Genomic DNA, 17572 nt, shown 5'->3' with positions numbered 1-17572 from the left:
TCTCAGACCCGTCTAAGTTACCATTTTAATGCCGGCTCCAGCAACTTCGCAAAATTTAACAGGTCCTTGCACGCGAGGTCTACCGCAGGGTGGGGGAGAGGGAGATCAGGATGGGTCGTTTGAACATAAACGGTTTTCATTCCTGTATTTCTGCCGAAATACATATCACTCAGGTTGTTGCCCACCATTACAGACCTGGTGAAATCTATCTCAGGATACTTTTCCCGGGCCTGGTAAGCCATTCCAGGCTGCGGCTTGCGATTGGGATGCTGATCATCCAGCGAACTGCAGTAAAATATGGCATCAATAACGCCGTCAACTTTTGACAGTTCTGACTGCATATAGTGGTGGATATCTTCCAGATTTTGCACAGTCATCAGCCCTTTTTCAATTCCACGCTGGTTGGTTACCAGGATGATCCTGCCAAATAGCTGACGGAAAATATGCATGGCTTCCAATACACCTTCGTAAAACTTAAATTCACCCGGGTTGTAGATATAATCATTTACTTTCTCGTAATTAATTACACCATCGCGATCCAGAAAGAGCGTCCAGGTTTTATCCGGCTTTAACCAATCCATCAGGCGAAAAATTTTGCTTCCACTAACTGGCAAATGATATGTCCCACCATAATATGACTTTCCTGAATTCTCGGTGTATCATCAGAGGGCACATTAAAAAGAAGATCGCTTAAGGCTGCCAGCTGTCCACCTTTTCTTCCGGTAAATCCAATCGTTGTTATGGAGCGTAGCCTCGCCGATTCAAATGCTTTTACAATATTGGGAGAATTGCCGGAAGTGGATAACCCAATCAATACATCACCTGGTTCCAATATGCCTTCAACTATCCGTGCGTAAATTTCATCGTAGCCAAAATCGTTGGCCACAGCAGTGAGATAGGAAGTATTGCAATGCAAGGCTTCTGCCGGAAGAGCTCTTCTGTTTTTATAAAAACGTCCGCTGAATTCTGCTGCCAGGTGTTGAGCATCAGCAGCGCTACCTCCATTACCACAGAAATAAATGCGCTTTCCCTGTTGAAATGCAAGCAGTATACTATTTACCGCCTCCTCGATTCGTTGCAGAAACTCATCATCCAATAAGATGGATTTCTTCACCTGGATCGAAGCTTGGACAGATTCCTGGATTATATTTTTCATTGTGTTATTTTTTAAGAGAATTGAATAAATCCATCACCTGGTTGATAAAGGCAGACCAGCTGAGTTCTTTTTTCTTTTCACGAATTTGCGCGCTAAACCGGTCTTCCCCAAATTCAAAAAACCGGTTGATAGCATTTGCCAGTGACGCTGGTTCCGGTTCTGCAATGAGGCCGGTTACCTCATTCTCCACATAATCAGGCAATCCACCCACATTAGTAACTACCATAGGTTTATCAAAATGATAAGCCAGAGGTGTTACGCCGCTTTGTGTGGCATTTCGATAGGGCTGCACTACCAGATCCGCTGCACTGAAATAATACCGAACCTGGTCGGAGGGAATAAAATCGGCCATCAGCTTTACCTTAGTTTCAATTCCAAGCTCTTTTATTAGTTTGTGATAAGCAGCCGGATCTTCGTAGAATTCACCTGCCACCAACAGAAGAATATTGTGTTCGCGAATGAAAGGCATGGCTTTAAGGAGCAGGTCCAGTCCCTTATAGGCCCGGATGAATCCAAAGAAAAGAAGGACTTTGCTTTCAGATGGAATGTCTAACTGTTTTCTTGCTCTATCCTTCTCAACAGGCAACCCAAAATTATCATACAACGGATGCCGAACCTGGAGAATAGGTTTATTATCAACAAATGCCCGGAGGTCCAGCTCCACTTTTTTACTCATGGTTATAAACGCATCGCAGGCCGGGAGAAAATAGCGGGTAAAGAGTTGATCGCCCAAACGCTTTTCATGCGGTTGTACATTATCCGTAAGCGCAATGATTTTGGTATGGTGATTTTTACGAACCCTTCTTAATACCGTTCCAAATGCAGGGCCCATAAATGGAAGCCAGTAACGTACCAGAACAAGATCAGGCTTTTTCTTGCGAAGGTATTCACCGGTGGCCCACCAGTTAAAGGGGTTCATAGAATGCAGCCGCTGTTCAATAGTAAGATCTGTAGGTGCTGCCTCATTGGTTGTTTGCGATTTTCCCGGGAATAAAAATGACGGATATTGCACTGTGAAATTGAGAATTTCCACCCGGTGACCTACTTCCTGTAAACCTCTTGCCAATCGTTCATTAAAGGTGGTAATACCACCTCCTCTGAATGGATGCGCCGGTCCGAGTATTACAATTTGCAAGGCCATTTCCGCCGTTTAATCCAATCCGATTTTTTCTTCTACCAGGTAATGATTTCTACCGGGAGAGTTTCTGGAAATAAGTTCTCCCAGGAATCCGGCAAGAAACAACTGAGAACCAATGATCATCGCCGTTAGTCCGATATAAAAAGCAGGCCGGTTACTCAGACTTACTTCCGGGTTCATGATTTTGGCAACCAATAAATAAATAATGGAAACAAAGCCGATTCCAAAACTCAGGCTGCCCCAGGATCCAAAGAAATGCATGGGTCTTTTGCCATATTTCCCCACAAACGTGATAGATGCAAGATCCAGGAAACCATTAATAAAACGGCTGAGTCCAAACTTGGTAACACCATATTTACGGGGGCGGTGTTCCACTACTTTTTCTCCAATTTTCCTGAAACCAGACCATTTGGCAATCACAGGTATATAGCGATGCATTTCACCATAAACTTCTATGCTTTTCACCACCTTCTTCCGGTAGGCTTTTAATCCGCAATTGAAATCATGCAGGTAAATACCTGATACCTTTCGAGTGGCCGCGTTGAATAATTTGGAGGGCAGATTTTTAGTAAGTGTATTATCATACCGGATTTTTTTCCAACCGCTCACCAGGTCATAATTCTCATTCAGAATCATGTTTCGAAGGCCTGGAATTTCATCCGGAGAGTCCTGTAAATCCGCATCCATGGTTATGATTACCTCGCCCTTTGCTGCTTTGAAGCCTTCATTGAGCGCGGCTGATTTACCATAGTTACGTTGGAATTTGATGCCTTTGATATGTTCGGGATCTCCTTGCCGTAACCTGGAAATTATCTCCCAGGAATGATCTGTACTACCGTCATCTATATACAGGATTTCATAACTGAATCCATTTTCAACCATGACGCGTTTAATCCACTCCGTTAGTTCCGGAAGGGACTCCTCTTCATTGAGTAAGGGTATCACAATTGAAAGATCCATGTAATATCTTTAGCGTTTTACCTGTTTAATTATAAAGCCGATCAGTACAGATTTTATGAAATCGAGGATCAGGTTTTGCCCGATCGCAACCAGTCGCTGTATCCAGGTGATTGGCTGTTTGGCATATTCACCCATTTTGATCAGCTCTTTGATTTTCTCTTCGGGAGCATTTGCCTCTTTTAAGCGCTGCACGTCTTCCTGGTTCAGGGTGTCAACCATGCGAAGATAAGCCGACGGATCAACTATGTCAAACAGGAGGTAATTCGCCAATGCGTAAAAGATTTCAAAAATGATATAGCTGAGAAAAGCAAACCGGATGATTAGTTTCCAGTCGATGGACCAGTTCTGTTTCTGCTCTATGAAATAGGCGGCTCCCAATACTGACAGAAAAACAAGCGGCAGCAATGCATAATACTTATGAAAGCTTACCATGAAATCAATTCCCTGCTTCCAGCTGAAAAACAGGATACCTGTAAACAAAAGGCCGAGCAGGGTTCCTGTCGGCAGGGCAGAAGCGTAGATCGTTTTCAATTGTTCAGACTGATTTTAGTACCCAGGATGGTTCCGACTACTTTTCCTTTGAATTGTTGGCCAATAAAAGGACTGTTACTGCATTTGGACCGGATCATCTCCTTTGAAAATTCGTACTCCTGATCCGGTTGGAAAAGTGTAAGATCTGCACAGGCTCCTTCCCTGACGATTGCCTCAGGCAATCTGAAGATAGTTCTTGCATTCAGGGAGAACAGCTTCACCAGTTGCTCCTCTTTCAGTTCTGGCAATGCCTTTTTAACCACACTAAAAGCAGATTCAAGACCAATCATTCCAAACTTTGCATATTCGAATTCAAGAATCTTGGCATCATAATCATGTGGCTGGTGATGCGTGGCAATGCAATCAATCGAGCCTTCCAGTACCGCTTTTCTCAAAGCATCCCGATCAGCTGCGGTGCGTAGGGGAGGGTTCACTTTCAGATTGGTATCATAGTGCACCAGGTCCTCATCGCAAAAGAAAAGATGATAGGGTGTAATGGAACAGGTAATATCCAGTCCGCTTTCTTTGGCTCTGCGGATGTATTCGAGTGATTTAGGTGAGCTTACTGCTGTAAAATGGAGGCGGCTTCCGGTATATCGGGCCAATTTGATGTCTCTGGCTACCATCAGTTCTTCTGCCATCATTGGTTTACCGGGAAGGCCCAATTGCGTGGAAATAATTCCTTCGTTTATGAGTCCATGGGGAGCCAGACTGGTATCATCAGGGATCTGGATTACCAGTCCGTCAAAAGCTTTTACATACTGCAGGGCCTTCACCAGCAGGCCGGATGATTGCACCGGTTTAAGGCCATCGCTGAAAGCAATGGCACCACTCGCCTGCATATCATACATTTCAGCCAGTTCCTTGCCTTCGGTTCCTTTGGTAATGGCTCCGAGGGGCAGTACCTGCACCGGAAGTCCTGCAGATTTTGCCATAATGTATTCAACTTGCGTTTTCGCATCGATGGCCGGTTTGGTATTTGGTACTACGAAAACCCGGGTAAAGCCTCCGGCGGATGCAGCAGCAGCACCGGATTCCAGTGTTTCCTTGTGTTCTGATCCCGGATCATTGAAGTGGGCGAAAGGATCTACCCAACCTGGACTCACGACCAGTCCATCCATCTGTATAAGGTGGGCATCATCGGCAATCAGGCCTTGACCAATAGCGGTGATTTGTCCATCCTGGATGAGAATATCTTGTCGGGAACCGTTAAATGGAGAGCGGGGATCGTTGATTACAACCTGTTCTAATAAGTGTTTCATCAGCGTAGAATGCTGCGAAATTAGGATTGTTATTTCATTTTTGTGAAATCAAATTTTGGTGTACTTTTGCCACCCCGCAATTGAAAAACGCTGAGCGTTAAGCAGTTGTAAAGTTCGGGACGTAGCGCAGCCCGGTAGCGCGTTTGCATGGGGTGCAAGAGGTCGCTGGTTCGAATCCAGTCGTCCCGACATTCATACAAAAAGGCAGCCCTCTGGCTGCCTTTTTCACTTCTCACCATTCACTATTTTTCACTTTTCACCTTTCACCTTTCACTTCTCCTGACATACTGTTGTCACAACCCCCTCTTTTCTTTGCTTCATCACTAAAATAAGTTTACCATGAATGCAACTATGAACCATCCTGTCAAAATGGAGATCCTATCAGCCACCGAATTACTGGAGCACTGGCAGGGACATCGCCGCCTGACCCGAAAGACAATCCTTGCTTTCCCCGAAAAAGAATTATTTGAATTTTCTCTAGGAGGGATGCGTCCTTTCTTTGAACTTGTAATGGAGATGGCTACCCTGGCCGTTCCCGCCATCGAAGGTGTGGCCACCGGAACCTGGCCGGCAGTTGATCACACCGGTGGCGCAAAGCGTCCCAAAACCAAAGAAGAACTGCTGGATTTCTGGGATGCCGTAACAGAAGAGATGAATGCCAAATGGCCGTCAATTAATCCCGCCAGATTTTCAATCGTGGAAATGGCATTTGGCCAGTATGAAGGAACCAACCTGAGCACTATTCTTTACCTGATCGATAATGAGATTCATCACCGCGGACAGGGCTATGTTTACCTGCGGTCGCTGGGAATTGAGCCTCCTTACTTCTGGGAGAGATAAGGAAGCAGTCGTTCCGCCCAACGCCGGTATTCTTTAGCAGAAGGGTGAAGTGCATCGGCGGCAAGTAAGCTGCTGTCGGTAGCAGCCTCCCGGGTACCTGGAGTAATATCGATATAGCCAACAGCCTGCTCTTTAGCAAGCTGTTGGTTTATTTCATTAAAACAATTGATGGCTGCTGAAATCTCCTCCCTGTTACGATCTGCCGCAAAAGGAGTAACTCCCCAGTCGGGAATAGATAACACAACAACCTGCTGATGCACCCCACCGGCCAATTCAATCGCGTGAACCAGGAGTTGCTTAAACTGGTGGGCATATTCTTCGGCTGTGCGTCCCCGGTATTGATTGTTTACCCCTATGAGCAGGCTGACAAAATCATAGGGTGGCTGAAATTGATAGGTTTCCATTGCTGCCTGCAATTCATCGGTAGTCCAACCCGTTCGGGCAATGATTTCCGGAGCAGCCAGGTCCAGTCCCTGCCGCCTTGCCAGTTGAACCAACTGATAGGGAAAAGATTCGGTAAGCAACACCTGCTCACCAATCGTGTAAGAATCACCCAATGCGAGATAACGGATCATATTATTGTGCAAGATATCCTCCGTCTACCGCATAATAAGATCCCGTTACGAAAGAAGCTTTATCCGAACTCAGCCAGAGTGCGAGTTCAGCTACTTCTTCCGATGTACCCAGTCGGCCAATGGGGTGCAGCGATTTCACCTGTTCCATTGCGGCTTCATCCAAAGCATTAGTGAGTAGTGGTGTTAGTATATAACCCGGACCAATACTGTTCACCCGAACCCCCTGACTGGCATACTCAAGCGCAGTGGCTTTGGTGAGCCCAACCACTCCATGTTTAGCTGCCACATAAGCGGGAGAAAACCGGGTGCCCACCGCACCTAAAATAGAGGCAATATTAACAATGGCTCCACCACCGGATTTCAACATAGCTGCTACCTGGAAATGCATGCCATAAAAAACACCACTCAGGTTGATACCAATCACTTTGTTCCAGCCATCAATCGGATAGTCGGCCGTAGGCCCCATCGGCCCACCAATGCCAGCGTTGTTGCAGGCAATATGTAAACCACCAAATTCCTGAACAGCTTTCTCTACCAGCAGGCGATTGTCTTCAATGGATGAAGTATCCGCTTTAAAAAAAAGAGCAATACCTCCGTCAGCATGGATCTCTTTCACCGTTTCTTCACCACCTGCTTGGTTGATATCGGATACCACTACTTTGGCGCCTTCGCGGGCATAAAAACGGGCAATCGCTCTTCCAATTCCTGATCCGGCACCAGTTACAATAGCAACTTTGTTTTCCAGTATAGCCATAATTGATTTTTTTATAAAACTACGTGGTTGAGGTACGGGAAAAACTGATAAGAATCAGGTCGGTACTTAATTTTGAGTCCAGGCATCCCGCTCATCCGGACTAAATTTCCAGGGAGCGAAATTGTTTTCCACGTTGGAGAACATAGCATTCCATTCCTGGGGAGCATTGCTGGCTTCCATGATCAGCGAGCGACGCAGCTCCAGGATAATCTCCAATGGACTGATGCTAACCGGACAAGCTTCCACACAGGCATTACAGGTAGTGCAGGCTCTTAATTCCTCGGTAGTGATATAATCGTTCAGAAGTGACTTTCCATCCGGAACAAACGCTCCGTTCTTATCAATATTTTTCCCCACTTCTTCCAGGCGATCTCGGGTGTCCATCATAATTTTGCGGGGAGATAATAATTTTCCCGTAATATTAGCCGGACAGGCAGCTGAACAACGACCGCATTCGGTACAGCTGTACGCATCGAGCAGGTTTCTCCAGCTCAGGTCCATTACATCTTTGGCACCAAAAGAAGGAGCTTCACCAGCCTCTGTAGGAGCCAGTTCCGGCTGCATGGCATATAACACTTCATTCTGAATAGCCGGCATATTTTTCATTTTACCCTGCTCTTCCAATCGTGCATAATAGGCATTGGGAAAAGCGAGCAGAATATGCAGGTGTTTGGAGAAAGGCAGATAATTCAGAAAAGAAAGAATACCGGCAATATGCAACCACCAGCAAATACGTTCCAATAATATAATACTGTTATCACTCCAGCTGGTTAACAGGGGCTGAATAAAGGAGGATACAGCAAATGCACCTGTTGCATGCTCCGTATAACCTGACACACCACGTTCCTGTAATACCACATCCGCGGCATTCATAGTGAGGAAAAGCAGCATCAGGATGATCTCGGTAATCAAAATATAATTTGCGTCCGAGCGTGGCCATCCATCCAGGTCATGTGAAATAAATCGCCGGATCTTCAGCATATTTCTCCTGGCCAGGAAAATCACACAAACCACGAGTACCCCCAAAGCCAGCCATTCAAAACTGTTGATCAGAAAGCGATAGAATCCCATTCCAAGGAATTCCGTAAAGAGTCGGTGCGTACCAAGGATACCATCCAAGACAATTTCCAGGACTTCCAGGTTGATGATGATGAATCCGGCATAAATTATAAAGTGCAGGATGGCAACCAGTGAGTTTTTAAACATTTTCTTCTGGCCAAAAGCCAGTAGCAATACATTTTTCCATCTTTTGTCGGGATGATCACTAAAGTTTTCATCCTTACCCAGCAGGATATTGCGGCGAATGAATTTGACCTGCCTGGAAAAAAACCAGACAGCAGCAAGCAGTAACAATACAAAAGCAATTTGTTGCAGGTAATGCATAAGATCGGTATTGTGGAACTAAATTAAGTGATTTCGCACAGGCTCAATGATTTGTTGTAATTTTTCGCCCTGAAATTCAACTATGTCTGCGAATCGAAAATATATTCTGGATGCCCCGGCGGCAGCCAAGAAACTGGAAAGAATGGCCTATGAAATGGCAGAAGAACTGATTGGAACCAGGGAACCCATCATTATAGCCGGAATACGCGACAATGGTGTAGTGATGGCCCGCCTGCTGGCGAAACTGATTCATGAGATTGCGGAAATACCTTCTGATATTATTGAAGTAAGTCTTGATAAACGTCACCCAACTACCATCACCCTTAGCAAGGAAATGAATTTTTCCAATCGTACGATCGTACTCGTGGATGATGTAACCAATAGTGGTAAAACCATTTTATATGCCATGCAGCCGTTTCTGGCTCATCATCCTGAAAGGATCCAGATTCTGACATTGGTAGAACGCACTCATAAAGCGTATCCGGTAAAAGCGGATTATGTAGGCATCAGCCTTGCAACTACAATGCAGGATCATATTTATGTAACGGTGGAAGGGGATACGGTGAGCGGAGCCTACCTGGAGTAAGATTACTGGTGCAGCCAGTGGAAGCGGAAACCTCCACCATTGTTGTATTCCAGGGCAGGAGCGGGTATCTTAATAGCGTTAAGGGCAGTAAAAATGGTGCGCACCCATTTTTTTCGGGTAGGTATCCGCGTTAAGTCTACATCCGCCGAAAGATAATATCTTCTGACACGGGCAATATCATTCCGGTTCACAGGAGTACCATCGGCTTCTGTCCAGTTGTTGCTCATTCCTCCCAACATCAGGTCACTGCTATAGCCAAGCGATACATTCAGCCATTTGGGGAGTTTCGCTGCCGGGAAAAACCGGTCCAGATTAGCACTCAGCCAATAGGTTTGTCCATTATAGTCTTTGAGTATTCTTTCTGCAAAGCCGGCACCGAACAATTCTTTCTGCCGATTTTTCAGTTCTGACGGATAACGATAAGGGAAATAACCCATTTTAATCTGGATGCGCTGTTCTTTCCAGCCTAATTCCTGTGAAACATAGGCAGCTGCCCCCACTGTATTGGCAGCGATATCCCACCAACTGAAACCCCATTTAGCGGAATAGGCATCCTGTAATTCGATGATGCTCTGGAAAGCCATGGCACTGGCGCCGCCCAGCCATACTGCCTGGTTATGCCTCAATCCCGCCCATTTCCAAACCTCACCTGATAAACGGCCCAACTGATAGGTGGTCCAGATATGTCCGGCTTTATCCATCTGGTTCCATTCCTTACCATCATCAAAGAGGTGGAAGCCCTGGCGTTCATAACCATCGTACCAGGCTTTATTGAGTGCAATATAGGTGCCTGCCCAAACAGCTGCATGCCCCCCGGCCACCCACCATTTGCGGGAGGGAGGGATTGGTGTATACAAAAAACACTTTATGGATCCAACTAATGGTGGTGCGTTTTTGATTATTGAGTCATAGCGGCTGGAGTCCAAACTGCCTGCAACATCTATTCCATTCTTTTCCTGTGCCATTAGAATAGGTACAACATTGAGTAAACAGAACAAAATCAAAAACGGACGGATGTATATTTTAAGATAGCTCAACAGATTATATCATTTCAGCCCTAAAAATACGTTTTACCCGGCTAAACAGATTCCATTCAGATTCTATATCTTCAACCCCGATTAAAAAAGCGAACCATATGGATGCAGCAATACAAGCAAAAGTAGACCAGTGGCTGAATGGCAATTACGACGCCGAAACCAAAGCCAGCATTGAAGACCTTATCAAAAACAATCCAACTGAACTGACTGATTCTTTTTACCGCAGTCTGGAATTCGGAACCGGCGGCCTCCGGGGTATTATGGGAGTGGGTTCCAATCGGATGAACAAATACACGGTAGGCATGGCTACGCAGGGTTTTTCCAATTACCTGAAAGCCTCTTTTCCGAATACTGAAATCAAAGTGGCCATTGCACATGACAGTCGCAATAACAGCCGCTTTTTTGCTGAAACCACAGCCAATGTGTTTGCGGCCAATGGTATCAAAGTATATTTATTTGAAGCCCTGCGCCCCACTCCGGAACTGAGTTTCAGTATCCGTCACCTGGGCTGCCAGGGTGGAGTGGTTTGTACCGCTTCGCATAACCCCAAAGAATACAATGGTTACAAAGCCTATTGGAACGATGGCGGACAACTGGTACCACCACACGATAAAAATGTGATCAAGGAGGTAGAAAAAATCGCTTCTGTAGATGAAGTAAAATGGTCTGGCGGTGAAGCCAATATTACCCTGATCGGAGCAGAAATGGATACCGCCTATCGGAAAATGGTAAAAAATCTGAGCATTTATCCGGATGTTATCGCCCGCCAGAAAGACCTGAAAATTGTTTACACCCCCATCCATGGAACAGGTATTAAACTGGTTCCGGATGTACTGGCGGATTTTGGTTTCACAAATGTTACCATCGTGAAGGAACAAATTGAACCCAATGGAAATTTCCCTACGGTAAATTATCCCAATCCTGAAGAAGCCGATGCAATGGCGCTTGGGTTGAAAAAAGCAAAAGAAATCGATGCTGATATTCTCCTGGGAACTGATCCGGATGCAGATCGGGTAGGCATTGGTGTGAAAGACAGCAATGGCAACTGGGTGCTGATGAATGGCAACCAAACTGCCGTGCTGGCATTCAATTACATGATTGAAGCCAGAAAAGCGAAAGGCCTGGCACAGCCCAATGATATGGTAGTAAAAACCATTGTTACCACCGAACTGATTGATGAAATTGCGAAACAGAACAATATCGCCTGCTACAATGTTCTGACCGGCTTTAAATGGATCGCAGAACTCATCAAGGAAAAAGAAGGAAAAGAAAATTATGTGATTGGTGGGGAAGAAAGTTATGGTTTGATGATTGGCCCTCAGTTACGTGATAAGGATGCCGTAAGTGCGGTTGCGCTTCTCTGTGAGATGGCTGCCTATGAAAAAGACAAGGGAAGAAGTCTGTATCAGAAACTGATCGACCTCTATGTACAATATGGATTCTTCAAGGAGCATTTGATTTCCATTACCAAAAAAGGTATGGATGGGCAGCAGCAGATTGCTGCTATGATGGAAGGGTATCGCTCCAATCCTCCAAAAACGATAAATGGTTCTGCAGTAGTGCAGTTACTGGATTATGAATTGCAGCAGGGTAAAAATCTGCAAACAGGAGAAGAATGGAAAATCGCTCTGCCCAAAAGCAATGTGTTGCAATTTATATTGGCTGATGGCAGCAAGATTTCAGCAAGGCCCAGTGGTACCGAACCAAAAATCAAGTTTTACTTCAGCGTATCTACAAAGCTTCCAGACAGCGCAGCCTTTGCAGCTAAGGAAGCTGAACTGGATGCTAAAATCAAAGGCATTATCAGCGACATGAAATTATAAGCGATGGTTTGGCATCCGATCCTTTTCAATAACTTGCGGGCGGTATGAGAAGATTTGAAGATACGTATCGCCATAAAGGACTTCGGAAAAAACTGGTAGATCATTTAAAGGAGAAGGGCATCACAGACGAACGCGTGCTGGATGCCATTCTCCAATTACCGCGTCATTATTTCCTGGATTCAGCGTTTGATGATAAAGCGTATGAAGACAAAGCCTTTCCGATTGCGGTAGGTCAAACCATTTCCCAACCTTACACGGTTGCCTATCAATCACAGTTGCTGGAGATCAAACCATTCGATAAAGTGCTGGAGATCGGAACCGGAAGTGCCTACCAGGCCTGCGTATTGGCGGAAATGGGTGCACAGGTATTTACCATCGAGCGACAGAAAGCCCTGTTTGATCAGAACAGGGGATTCAGTTACCTGAAAAAATATCCCAACATCAAATTCTTCTATGGGGATGGATTTGAAGGCCTGCCTACATATGCCCCTTTCGATAAAGTAATTGTAACAGCAGCGGCACCTTTTATTCCGGAGAAACTCATTTCCCAGCTTAAAACCGGCGGTAAAATGGTAATACCGGTTGGTGAGGGTGTGGTACAACGCATGCTGCGCCTCACGAAAAAAGCAGATGGCAGTTACAGTGAAGAGGTTTTTGATAATTTTTCCTTTGTGCCCATGCTCGGTGGACGGGAAGGAACTTAAAGAAACTCCACTACTTTTTTCACTACTTTATTTTCGCGGTAGATTTTCCGATGCCCCAGCTCTTTGGTGATCATGAATTCTATATTAGCTGGTGCTTTTTTGATAATTGGTTTTACATCTTTGAGGGGAGTTACATCATCGTCTTCATCATGAATCCATAAAATCGAAGCGTGAATATGCTGCAGTGCCCGGGGTATTGAATAATAGGAAGAAGCCACACCACCTCTTTCAAGAACAATCTCCTCAAATGACTCCTGAACTTTTTCATCCAGTTGCAGCATTTTGTACAGGCTTTTTATGGCTGTTGTTGTTTCTGTAGCAGGCGCAATCAATGCAACCCGAACCTGGTCGTCGTGTGGCACCTGTTCCAGAAAATGCACGATCGCGAGACCTCCAAATGAATGTGCCATAAAGCTATGAATAGGACCAAACTCCTGGTAGATAGTAGCAATGGTTTTAACATAAAGTGGCAATGTGATCTGGGTTCCTTCCGAAGCACCATGTGCAGGAGCATCTGCGGCAATGACTTCGTATCCCTTTTTAATAAGCGGACCAATATAACGATCAAAATTCCAGGAGGAGGATTCAAATCCATGCAGGATCATCGCTTTTCGTATGCCCCCCTTATTCCATCTGTAAACAGCTACGCGCTTGCCTTCCACCTGAACAAAGAGCCTGTCTGCCTTCTGAAAAACAGGAGCTTCCTTCTTCTTTGAGCGACGAAAAGGAGTGGCAAAAATCTCAAAAGCCATTTCCGCAGCCTTGCGTTTGGAAAACACGGCTGTAAAATTCAATTTAGCCCGGAGGTAATTCAGGGCCAGCTTTTGTGCTAATTTCATGCTGTAAAGTTACGATATGAAAATTGTTTTGATCGGTGCAGGAAATGTGGCAGGAACGTTAGGCAGAATCTTTGTTCAAAAGGGTCACCAGATCCTGCAGGTGATGAACCGGACAAAGGAAAAAGGGGAGGCTTTAGCCAGGGAACTTGGAGCCGGATTCACGGCTGAATTTTCATCCATTACACCTGATGCCGATCTTTATATTGTAGCCCTGGCGGATCGCGCGCTGCCGGAACTGATGTTGAAATGGCAACTGCATAACCGGCTCGTAGTACATACAGCAGGAACTGTACCAATGGCTGTATTGCAGGGAGTGTCGACACGTTGTGGAGTGCTGTATCCCTTACAAAGTTTAAAAGGGACCCTACCAGCAAGCGGTTCCGTGCCCTTTCTGATACAGGCAGCCCATGCAGATGACCTGGATCAATTAGAGAAACTCGTACTGTCCATAGGAAATTCCTGCCAGTCAGTCAGCGATCAGCAGCGTTTACGTATGCATGTTAGTGCGGTATGGGTGAATAATTTTCCCAACCTAATGTTTAGTATCGCCTATCGTTTATGCCAGGAACACCAGCTTTCCTTTGAATTGCTCTTACCATTGATAAGAGAAACCATTATGCGGCTGGAACCAGACAATGAACCTGTAAAAGATCCCTTCAACTGGCAAACAGGTCCTGCTATGCGGGAAGATCATTCTACTATTCGCAGGCACCTGGAGCTGATGAGTCCGCACCCCGACTGGAAAGATCTGTATGAGCACCTCACGGAAGAAATCATCTCCTACAAATCACAGGTTCTGGAAACCATTACTCAAAAGGCTGAATGATATCGGTACGGACTTCGTACATGGATTTTTTTGTAGTTGGATCATCCATATAAACATCGTAGGGAGTACCTTTTGCCTTTTTATTATTGGCTTTCAGCCAATCCTGAATTTTGGCATACGCCAGATTTGTTTCTTCATAAGGACCGTAAAAATGCACCACAACGGCATTTTCAGCAGGAACCGTTTTGTATTTGATCCGCCCAGCTGTATTGCCCGGAGCCTTATTTACGGGGATGGCCGCCTCCAATACATAAGGTGCTGAGTTGGAATAAAACCAGGCCAGGGGGGCGCTTGTAAAAGTCAGCTGATCTTTATTGATCAATTCGCCAATTTCTCCATAGGCCTTTTGCAAAACCGGACCGATATCCGACTGTACAGCTGCTGTGTCCAGAATGGTTAATACCTGGAAAGGGGCCGTTTTAATGGTTTCAACCATCATTTTAGGTTCTGGCAAACGGAGTTCACCCGTCTCAATTTTTTGCTTTAGTTGAGCAAGTCCTTTTTCAAAATCTGGCGCTATCATGGATTCGCCAAATAAACCAAACCAGCGACTGATGGGATTATGACCGAAATGAGCATGCATGGTCCAGGTAATCTTTGTATCATTTCCATCCGGCTCCAGTGTCCATTCGGCTTTATTGATTTCATCCGAACCGCCAAAAACAAGATCGGTAGTAACTGACTGATTTGGCACCACAGCTGAAATTTCCAGTTTACCTTCACCTACTTTCCAATTTTCACTTGACCAGGAATACCAGGCTCCTTTTCCTTTGGTAACAGGACCAAAAGTCTTTTTCATATTGGAATCGATTTGGTTCCATGGCATCCAGGCATCGTAAGTAGTAAGATCGGTAAGAAGTCCATAAACAGTTGAAGCCGGTGCCTTGATACTGGTAGATCTTGAGACAGTAACGGATCCGGGCAGGAAAGCGCCAATCAGTAATAAAAGACCTAAGATTGCCGCAATCCAGATCAAAATGCGGATTCCCCTTTTCATATGTTGGTTTTAGGACTATTAAAGTAGTGAAAATCCTGTTAGTCTAAGCACCATTTGCTAGTTTTGCTCGCTACCCGTAAATAAATTAATTGTCCGCTGAAATCAAATTATCATGAACCTTCTGGATCAGTTTCGCAAGATCACCACTATTGTCCTGGATGTTGATGGCGTATTAACCGATGGAACCCTGTGGTTGATGGAAGACGGACAAATGGTACGTCGCATGAACATCAAGGACGGCTATGCATTGCAACTGGCGGTAAAGAAGGGTTATCGGGTAGTTATCATTTCTGGCGGTCAGTCAGAAGCCGTACGGGAACGCTTACAGAAACTCGGTATACAGGAGGTTTATCTCAAAGTGGAGAACAAAGCTGCTTTATTGGAAGAATACAGAAACAGGCAGCAGTTACAGTGGGAAGAGATCCTCTTTATGGGTGACGATATTCCGGATTTTTCAGTGATGCAGCTGGTTGGATTACCCTGTGCTCCTGCAGATGCAGCTCCGGAAATCTTGCAGGTAGCCGCTTATATAAGTCAGCAAAAGGGAGGAGAGGGCTGCGTTAGGGATGTATTGGAAAAAATTATGAAATTAAAAGGCGACTGGCAGATCGATACTACCGTATCAAGCAAATAAATTGAAAAACTGAAAGCGTAAACTTGAAAACAATCGCTGCATTTCTCCGACTGGTTCGCTGGCCTAACCTGGTTTTTATTGTAGTAACCCAGCTGTTATTTTACTATTGCATTCTGCAGCCAACCATCGGAGTAAACCTGAAGCTGAGCCTGCCGATATTTGGTATGCTAGGGCTTTCATCGGTGCTGATAGCTGCAGCCGGTTATATCATCAATGACTATTTCGATCTGAATATTGACCAGGTTAACAAACCGGACGCAATCGTAGTGCAGCGTTTTATAAGCAGGCGCTGGGCGATCTTCTGGCATTTTATATTTTCCAGTATTGGTATCGTACTTGCTTTTTATGTATCCTGGGAACTGCGAAATCCGATCATTGGATTTGCCAATTTCGGTTGTGTGATCCTGTTATGGTTATACAGTACCACATTTAAGAAACAATTGCTCATTGGTAATATCCTGATATCCTTATTAACTGCCTGGGTGATTCTTGTTCTGTATTTTGCCGAGATGCGTATCAGCCGATTTGATGATCCTGATTATATCCTGGCGTTCAAGAATGTATTTAAATACGCGGTTTTGTATAGTGGGTTTGCATTTATTATTTCGTTGATCCGGGAAGTGGTAAAAGATATGGAAGACCGGGAAGGAGACGACCGGTATGGCTGCAAAACCATGCCTATTGTATGGGGACTGCAAGCAAGTAAATTATTTGTCGGCATCTGGACAATTGTATTACTGGCCAGCATGGTCATTATTCAGGTGATCGGGTTGTTTAAAGGCTGGTGGATTGGAGTATTGTTTTCCTTATTAGCCGTCATCCTTCCTTTAATCAGGTTTCTGCTGGATTTGAAAAAAGCGCAAACCCCAGCCGATTTTCACCGGCTCAGTACTTTAATAAAAGTTATTATGCTTGCAGGCATACTGACACTGCTGTTTTTTAAGTGGTATTTATGATGGAAAAAATTATACTCGCTTCGCAATCTCCAAGAAGAAAACAATTATTGGAATGGGCAGAGATCCCGTTTGAAATAAAAGTGAAAGAAACAGCTGAAACCTTTCCTCCTGATTTAGCTATGGAAGAAGTGCCCATCTTCATAGCAAGAGAAAAAGCCAGGGTAATACAGGAAGAATTGTTAGAAGAAAGACTTGTGCTGGCTGCGGATACCATTGTGGTACTGGACAAACAAATCATTGGAAAACCTAAAGACCGGGAGGATGCAATAAATATTTTAAGTGCCCTTTCCGGCGAAACGCACCAGGTAATAACGGGCGTGGTTATACGGAAAGGAGAGAAGGAATGGTCATTTTCAGACATCACCAGGGTACAGTTTCATCCGTTGACACTGGAGCAGATTACTTATTATGTAGACCATTATCGTCCATATGATAAAGCCGGCGCCTATGCCATCCAGGAATGGATAGGCGTGGTTGGAATTCATTCCATTACAGGTGATTTCTACAATGTAATGGGATTGCCAGTTAGTCGTGTTGTTCAAACCCTGCAAACTCAGGTGTTTTAACGCTT

General features: G+C 45.0%; 20 protein-coding genes and 1 tRNA gene. 9 read left to right on the top strand and 12 right to left on the bottom strand.

Features of this window, described 5'->3' with window-relative positions:
• Positions 1-17: 17 nt before the first annotated feature.
• The 6 genes from L0U88_RS00375 to L0U88_RS00350 are packed head-to-tail and all read right to left on the bottom strand — an operon-like array spanning position 18 to position 5047.
• Positions 18-581, bottom strand: a complete 564-nt coding sequence (locus tag L0U88_RS00375) for a D-glycero-alpha-D-manno-heptose-1,7-bisphosphate 7-phosphatase (RefSeq protein ID WP_234863496.1) — start codon at positions 579-581, stop codon at positions 18-20.
• Positions 581-1156, bottom strand: a complete 576-nt coding sequence (locus L0U88_RS00370; RefSeq protein WP_234863495.1) for a D-sedoheptulose-7-phosphate isomerase — start codon at positions 1154-1156, stop codon at positions 581-583. The genes L0U88_RS00375 and L0U88_RS00370 overlap by 1 nt, the downstream gene beginning before the upstream one ends.
• Positions 1157-1160: 4 nt before the next feature.
• Complete coding sequence (locus L0U88_RS00365; protein ID WP_234863494.1) at positions 1161-2297, bottom strand: glycosyltransferase; 1137 nt, start codon at positions 2295-2297, stop codon at positions 1161-1163.
• Positions 2298-2306: 9 nt separating this feature from the next.
• Positions 2307-3254 carry a glycosyltransferase family 2 protein gene (locus L0U88_RS00360; protein WP_234863493.1) on the bottom strand — a complete coding sequence of 316 codons (948 nt, stop codon included), beginning with the start codon at positions 3252-3254 and terminating at the stop codon, positions 2307-2309.
• A 9-nt stretch (positions 3255-3263) separates the two neighbouring features.
• Positions 3264-3785: a DUF4199 domain-containing protein gene (locus L0U88_RS00355; RefSeq protein ID WP_234863492.1), complete on the bottom strand. Its 522-nt coding sequence runs from the start codon at positions 3783-3785 to the stop codon at positions 3264-3266.
• A complete protein-coding gene (locus L0U88_RS00350) occupies positions 3782-5047 on the bottom strand; it encodes a dihydroorotase (protein WP_234863491.1) in 1266 nt (421 codons plus the stop codon). Before L0U88_RS00350 ends, L0U88_RS00355 begins: the two co-directional genes overlap by 4 nt.
• 115 nt (positions 5048-5162) lie before the next feature.
• Here L0U88_RS00350 and L0U88_RS00345 point away from each other — a divergent pair.
• Positions 5163-5236: transfer RNA gene (locus tag L0U88_RS00345), tRNA-Pro, on the top strand.
• Positions 5237-5386: 150 nt separating this feature from the next.
• Positions 5387-5887: a DinB family protein gene (locus L0U88_RS00340; protein WP_234863490.1), complete on the top strand. Its 501-nt coding sequence runs from the start codon at positions 5387-5389 to the stop codon at positions 5885-5887.
• On the opposite strand, the gene L0U88_RS00335 is transcribed toward L0U88_RS00340, so the two are convergent.
• The 3 genes from L0U88_RS00335 to L0U88_RS00325 form a co-directional block, all read right to left on the bottom strand.
• Positions 5869-6462, bottom strand: a complete 594-nt coding sequence (locus L0U88_RS00335; RefSeq protein WP_234863489.1) for an SGNH/GDSL hydrolase family protein — start codon at positions 6460-6462, stop codon at positions 5869-5871. The two genes, L0U88_RS00340 and L0U88_RS00335, sit on opposite strands and share 19 nt — an antisense overlap.
• A 1-nt stretch (position 6463) precedes the next feature.
• Complete coding sequence (locus L0U88_RS00330) at positions 6464-7216, bottom strand: SDR family NAD(P)-dependent oxidoreductase (protein WP_234863488.1); 753 nt, start codon at positions 7214-7216, stop codon at positions 6464-6466.
• 66 nt (positions 7217-7282) lie between these two features.
• Entirely contained in the window at positions 7283-8599 is a 1317-nt protein-coding gene (locus L0U88_RS00325) for a (Fe-S)-binding protein (RefSeq protein ID WP_234863487.1), read from the bottom strand.
• An 82-nt stretch (positions 8600-8681) separates the two neighbouring features.
• On the opposite strand from L0U88_RS00325, the gene L0U88_RS00320 reads away from it, so the two are divergent.
• Positions 8682-9185 carry a phosphoribosyltransferase family protein gene (locus L0U88_RS00320; RefSeq protein ID WP_234863486.1) on the top strand — a complete coding sequence of 168 codons (504 nt, stop codon included), beginning with the start codon at positions 8682-8684 and terminating at the stop codon, positions 9183-9185.
• Between the two features lie 2 nt (positions 9186-9187).
• Here L0U88_RS00320 and L0U88_RS00315 read toward each other — a convergent pair whose 3' ends face one another.
• Positions 9188-10150 carry a DUF2279 domain-containing protein gene (locus L0U88_RS00315; RefSeq protein WP_234863485.1) on the bottom strand — a complete coding sequence of 321 codons (963 nt, stop codon included), beginning with the start codon at positions 10148-10150 and terminating at the stop codon, positions 9188-9190.
• Between the two features lie 170 nt (positions 10151-10320).
• On the opposite strand from L0U88_RS00315, the gene L0U88_RS00310 reads away from it, so the two are divergent.
• Positions 10321-12045: a phospho-sugar mutase gene (locus L0U88_RS00310; RefSeq protein WP_234863484.1), complete on the top strand. Its 1725-nt coding sequence runs from the start codon at positions 10321-10323 to the stop codon at positions 12043-12045.
• A 44-nt stretch (positions 12046-12089) separates the two neighbouring features.
• A complete protein-coding gene (locus tag L0U88_RS00305; RefSeq protein ID WP_234863483.1) occupies positions 12090-12749 on the top strand; it encodes a protein-L-isoaspartate(D-aspartate) O-methyltransferase in 660 nt (219 codons plus the stop codon).
• Here the strand turns inward: L0U88_RS00305 and L0U88_RS00300 are convergent.
• Positions 12746-13588 carry an alpha/beta hydrolase gene (locus L0U88_RS00300; RefSeq protein WP_234863482.1) on the bottom strand — a complete coding sequence of 281 codons (843 nt, stop codon included), beginning with the start codon at positions 13586-13588 and terminating at the stop codon, positions 12746-12748. The genes L0U88_RS00305 and L0U88_RS00300 overlap by 4 nt on opposite strands.
• Positions 13589-13604: 16 nt before the next feature.
• Here L0U88_RS00300 and L0U88_RS00295 point away from each other — a divergent pair, with 16 nt between their 5' ends.
• Entirely contained in the window at positions 13605-14414 is an 810-nt protein-coding gene (locus tag L0U88_RS00295) for a Rossmann-like and DUF2520 domain-containing protein (protein WP_234863481.1), read from the top strand.
• Here L0U88_RS00295 and L0U88_RS00290 read toward each other — a convergent pair.
• Positions 14395-15411 (bottom strand): SRPBCC family protein, encoded by a 1017-nt coding sequence (locus tag L0U88_RS00290; RefSeq protein WP_234863480.1) that lies wholly within the window; start codon positions 15409-15411, stop codon positions 14395-14397. The two genes, L0U88_RS00295 and L0U88_RS00290, sit on opposite strands and share 20 nt — an antisense overlap.
• 112 nt (positions 15412-15523) lie before the next feature.
• On the opposite strand from L0U88_RS00290, the gene L0U88_RS00285 reads away from it, so the two are divergent.
• From L0U88_RS00285 to L0U88_RS00275, 3 genes are read left to right on the top strand one after another with little or no spacing between them, the layout of a single operon-like run.
• On the top strand, positions 15524-16045 hold the full coding sequence (locus tag L0U88_RS00285) for a KdsC family phosphatase (protein ID WP_234863479.1): 522 nt from the start codon (positions 15524-15526) through the stop codon (positions 16043-16045).
• 23 nt (positions 16046-16068) lie between these two features.
• Entirely contained in the window at positions 16069-17001 is a 933-nt protein-coding gene (locus L0U88_RS00280; protein WP_234863478.1) for a geranylgeranylglycerol-phosphate geranylgeranyltransferase, read from the top strand.
• Positions 16998-17567, top strand: coding sequence for a Maf family nucleotide pyrophosphatase (locus L0U88_RS00275; RefSeq protein WP_234863477.1), 570 nt, complete (start codon positions 16998-17000; stop codon positions 17565-17567). Before L0U88_RS00280 ends, L0U88_RS00275 begins: the two co-directional genes overlap by 4 nt.
• Positions 17568-17572: the final 5 nt, after the last annotated feature.

Origin of the sequence: Flavihumibacter fluminis (assembly GCF_021491375.1) — a bacterium.
GTDB classification, from domain to species: Bacteria; Bacteroidota; Bacteroidia; order Chitinophagales; family Chitinophagaceae; genus Flavihumibacter; species Flavihumibacter fluminis.
Note: the sequence above shows the minus strand (reverse complement) of the source record. Positions and strands in the feature narration are given on the sequence as shown.

What these genes read in the sequence shown, in the direction of transcription:
- L0U88_RS00360 (WP_234863493.1), bottom strand. Translation starts at nt 3,254, where the DNA reads ATGGATCTTTCAATTGTGATACCCTTACTCAATGAAGAGGAGTCCCTT.
- L0U88_RS00290 (WP_234863480.1), bottom strand. Translation starts at nt 15,411, where the DNA reads ATGAAAAGGGGAATCCGCATTTTGATCTGGATTGCGGCAATCTTAGGT.
- L0U88_RS00365 (WP_234863494.1), bottom strand. Translation starts at nt 2,297, where the DNA reads ATGGCCTTGCAAATTGTAATACTCGGACCGGCGCATCCATTCAGAGGA.
- L0U88_RS00350 (WP_234863491.1), bottom strand. Translation starts at nt 5,047, where the DNA reads ATGAAACACTTATTAGAACAGGTTGTAATCAACGATCCCCGCTCTCCA.
- L0U88_RS00300 (WP_234863482.1), bottom strand. Translation starts at nt 13,588, where the DNA reads ATGAAATTAGCACAAAAGCTGGCCCTGAATTACCTCCGGGCTAAATTG.
- L0U88_RS00335 (WP_234863489.1), bottom strand. Translation starts at nt 6,462, where the DNA reads ATGATCCGTTATCTCGCATTGGGTGATTCTTACACGATTGGTGAGCAG.
- L0U88_RS00315 (WP_234863485.1), bottom strand. Translation starts at nt 10,150, where the DNA reads ATGGCACAGGAAAAGAATGGAATAGATGTTGCAGGCAGTTTGGACTCC.
- L0U88_RS00330 (WP_234863488.1), bottom strand. Translation starts at nt 7,216, where the DNA reads ATGGCTATACTGGAAAACAAAGTTGCTATTGTAACTGGTGCCGGATCA.
- L0U88_RS00310 (WP_234863484.1), top strand. Translation starts at nt 10,321, where the DNA reads ATGGATGCAGCAATACAAGCAAAAGTAGACCAGTGGCTGAATGGCAAT.
- L0U88_RS00340 (WP_234863490.1), top strand. Translation starts at nt 5,387, where the DNA reads ATGAATGCAACTATGAACCATCCTGTCAAAATGGAGATCCTATCAGCC.
- L0U88_RS00370 (WP_234863495.1), bottom strand. Translation starts at nt 1,156, where the DNA reads ATGAAAAATATAATCCAGGAATCTGTCCAAGCTTCGATCCAGGTGAAG.
- L0U88_RS00295 (WP_234863481.1), top strand. Translation starts at nt 13,605, where the DNA reads ATGAAAATTGTTTTGATCGGTGCAGGAAATGTGGCAGGAACGTTAGGC.
- L0U88_RS00305 (WP_234863483.1), top strand. Translation starts at nt 12,090, where the DNA reads ATGAGAAGATTTGAAGATACGTATCGCCATAAAGGACTTCGGAAAAAA.
- L0U88_RS00275 (WP_234863477.1), top strand. Translation starts at nt 16,998, where the DNA reads ATGATGGAAAAAATTATACTCGCTTCGCAATCTCCAAGAAGAAAACAA.
- L0U88_RS00375 (WP_234863496.1), bottom strand. Translation starts at nt 581, where the DNA reads ATGGATTGGTTAAAGCCGGATAAAACCTGGACGCTCTTTCTGGATCGC.
- L0U88_RS00320 (WP_234863486.1), top strand. Translation starts at nt 8,682, where the DNA reads ATGTCTGCGAATCGAAAATATATTCTGGATGCCCCGGCGGCAGCCAAG.
- L0U88_RS00285 (WP_234863479.1), top strand. Translation starts at nt 15,524, where the DNA reads ATGAACCTTCTGGATCAGTTTCGCAAGATCACCACTATTGTCCTGGAT.
- L0U88_RS00325 (WP_234863487.1), bottom strand. Translation starts at nt 8,599, where the DNA reads ATGCATTACCTGCAACAAATTGCTTTTGTATTGTTACTGCTTGCTGCT.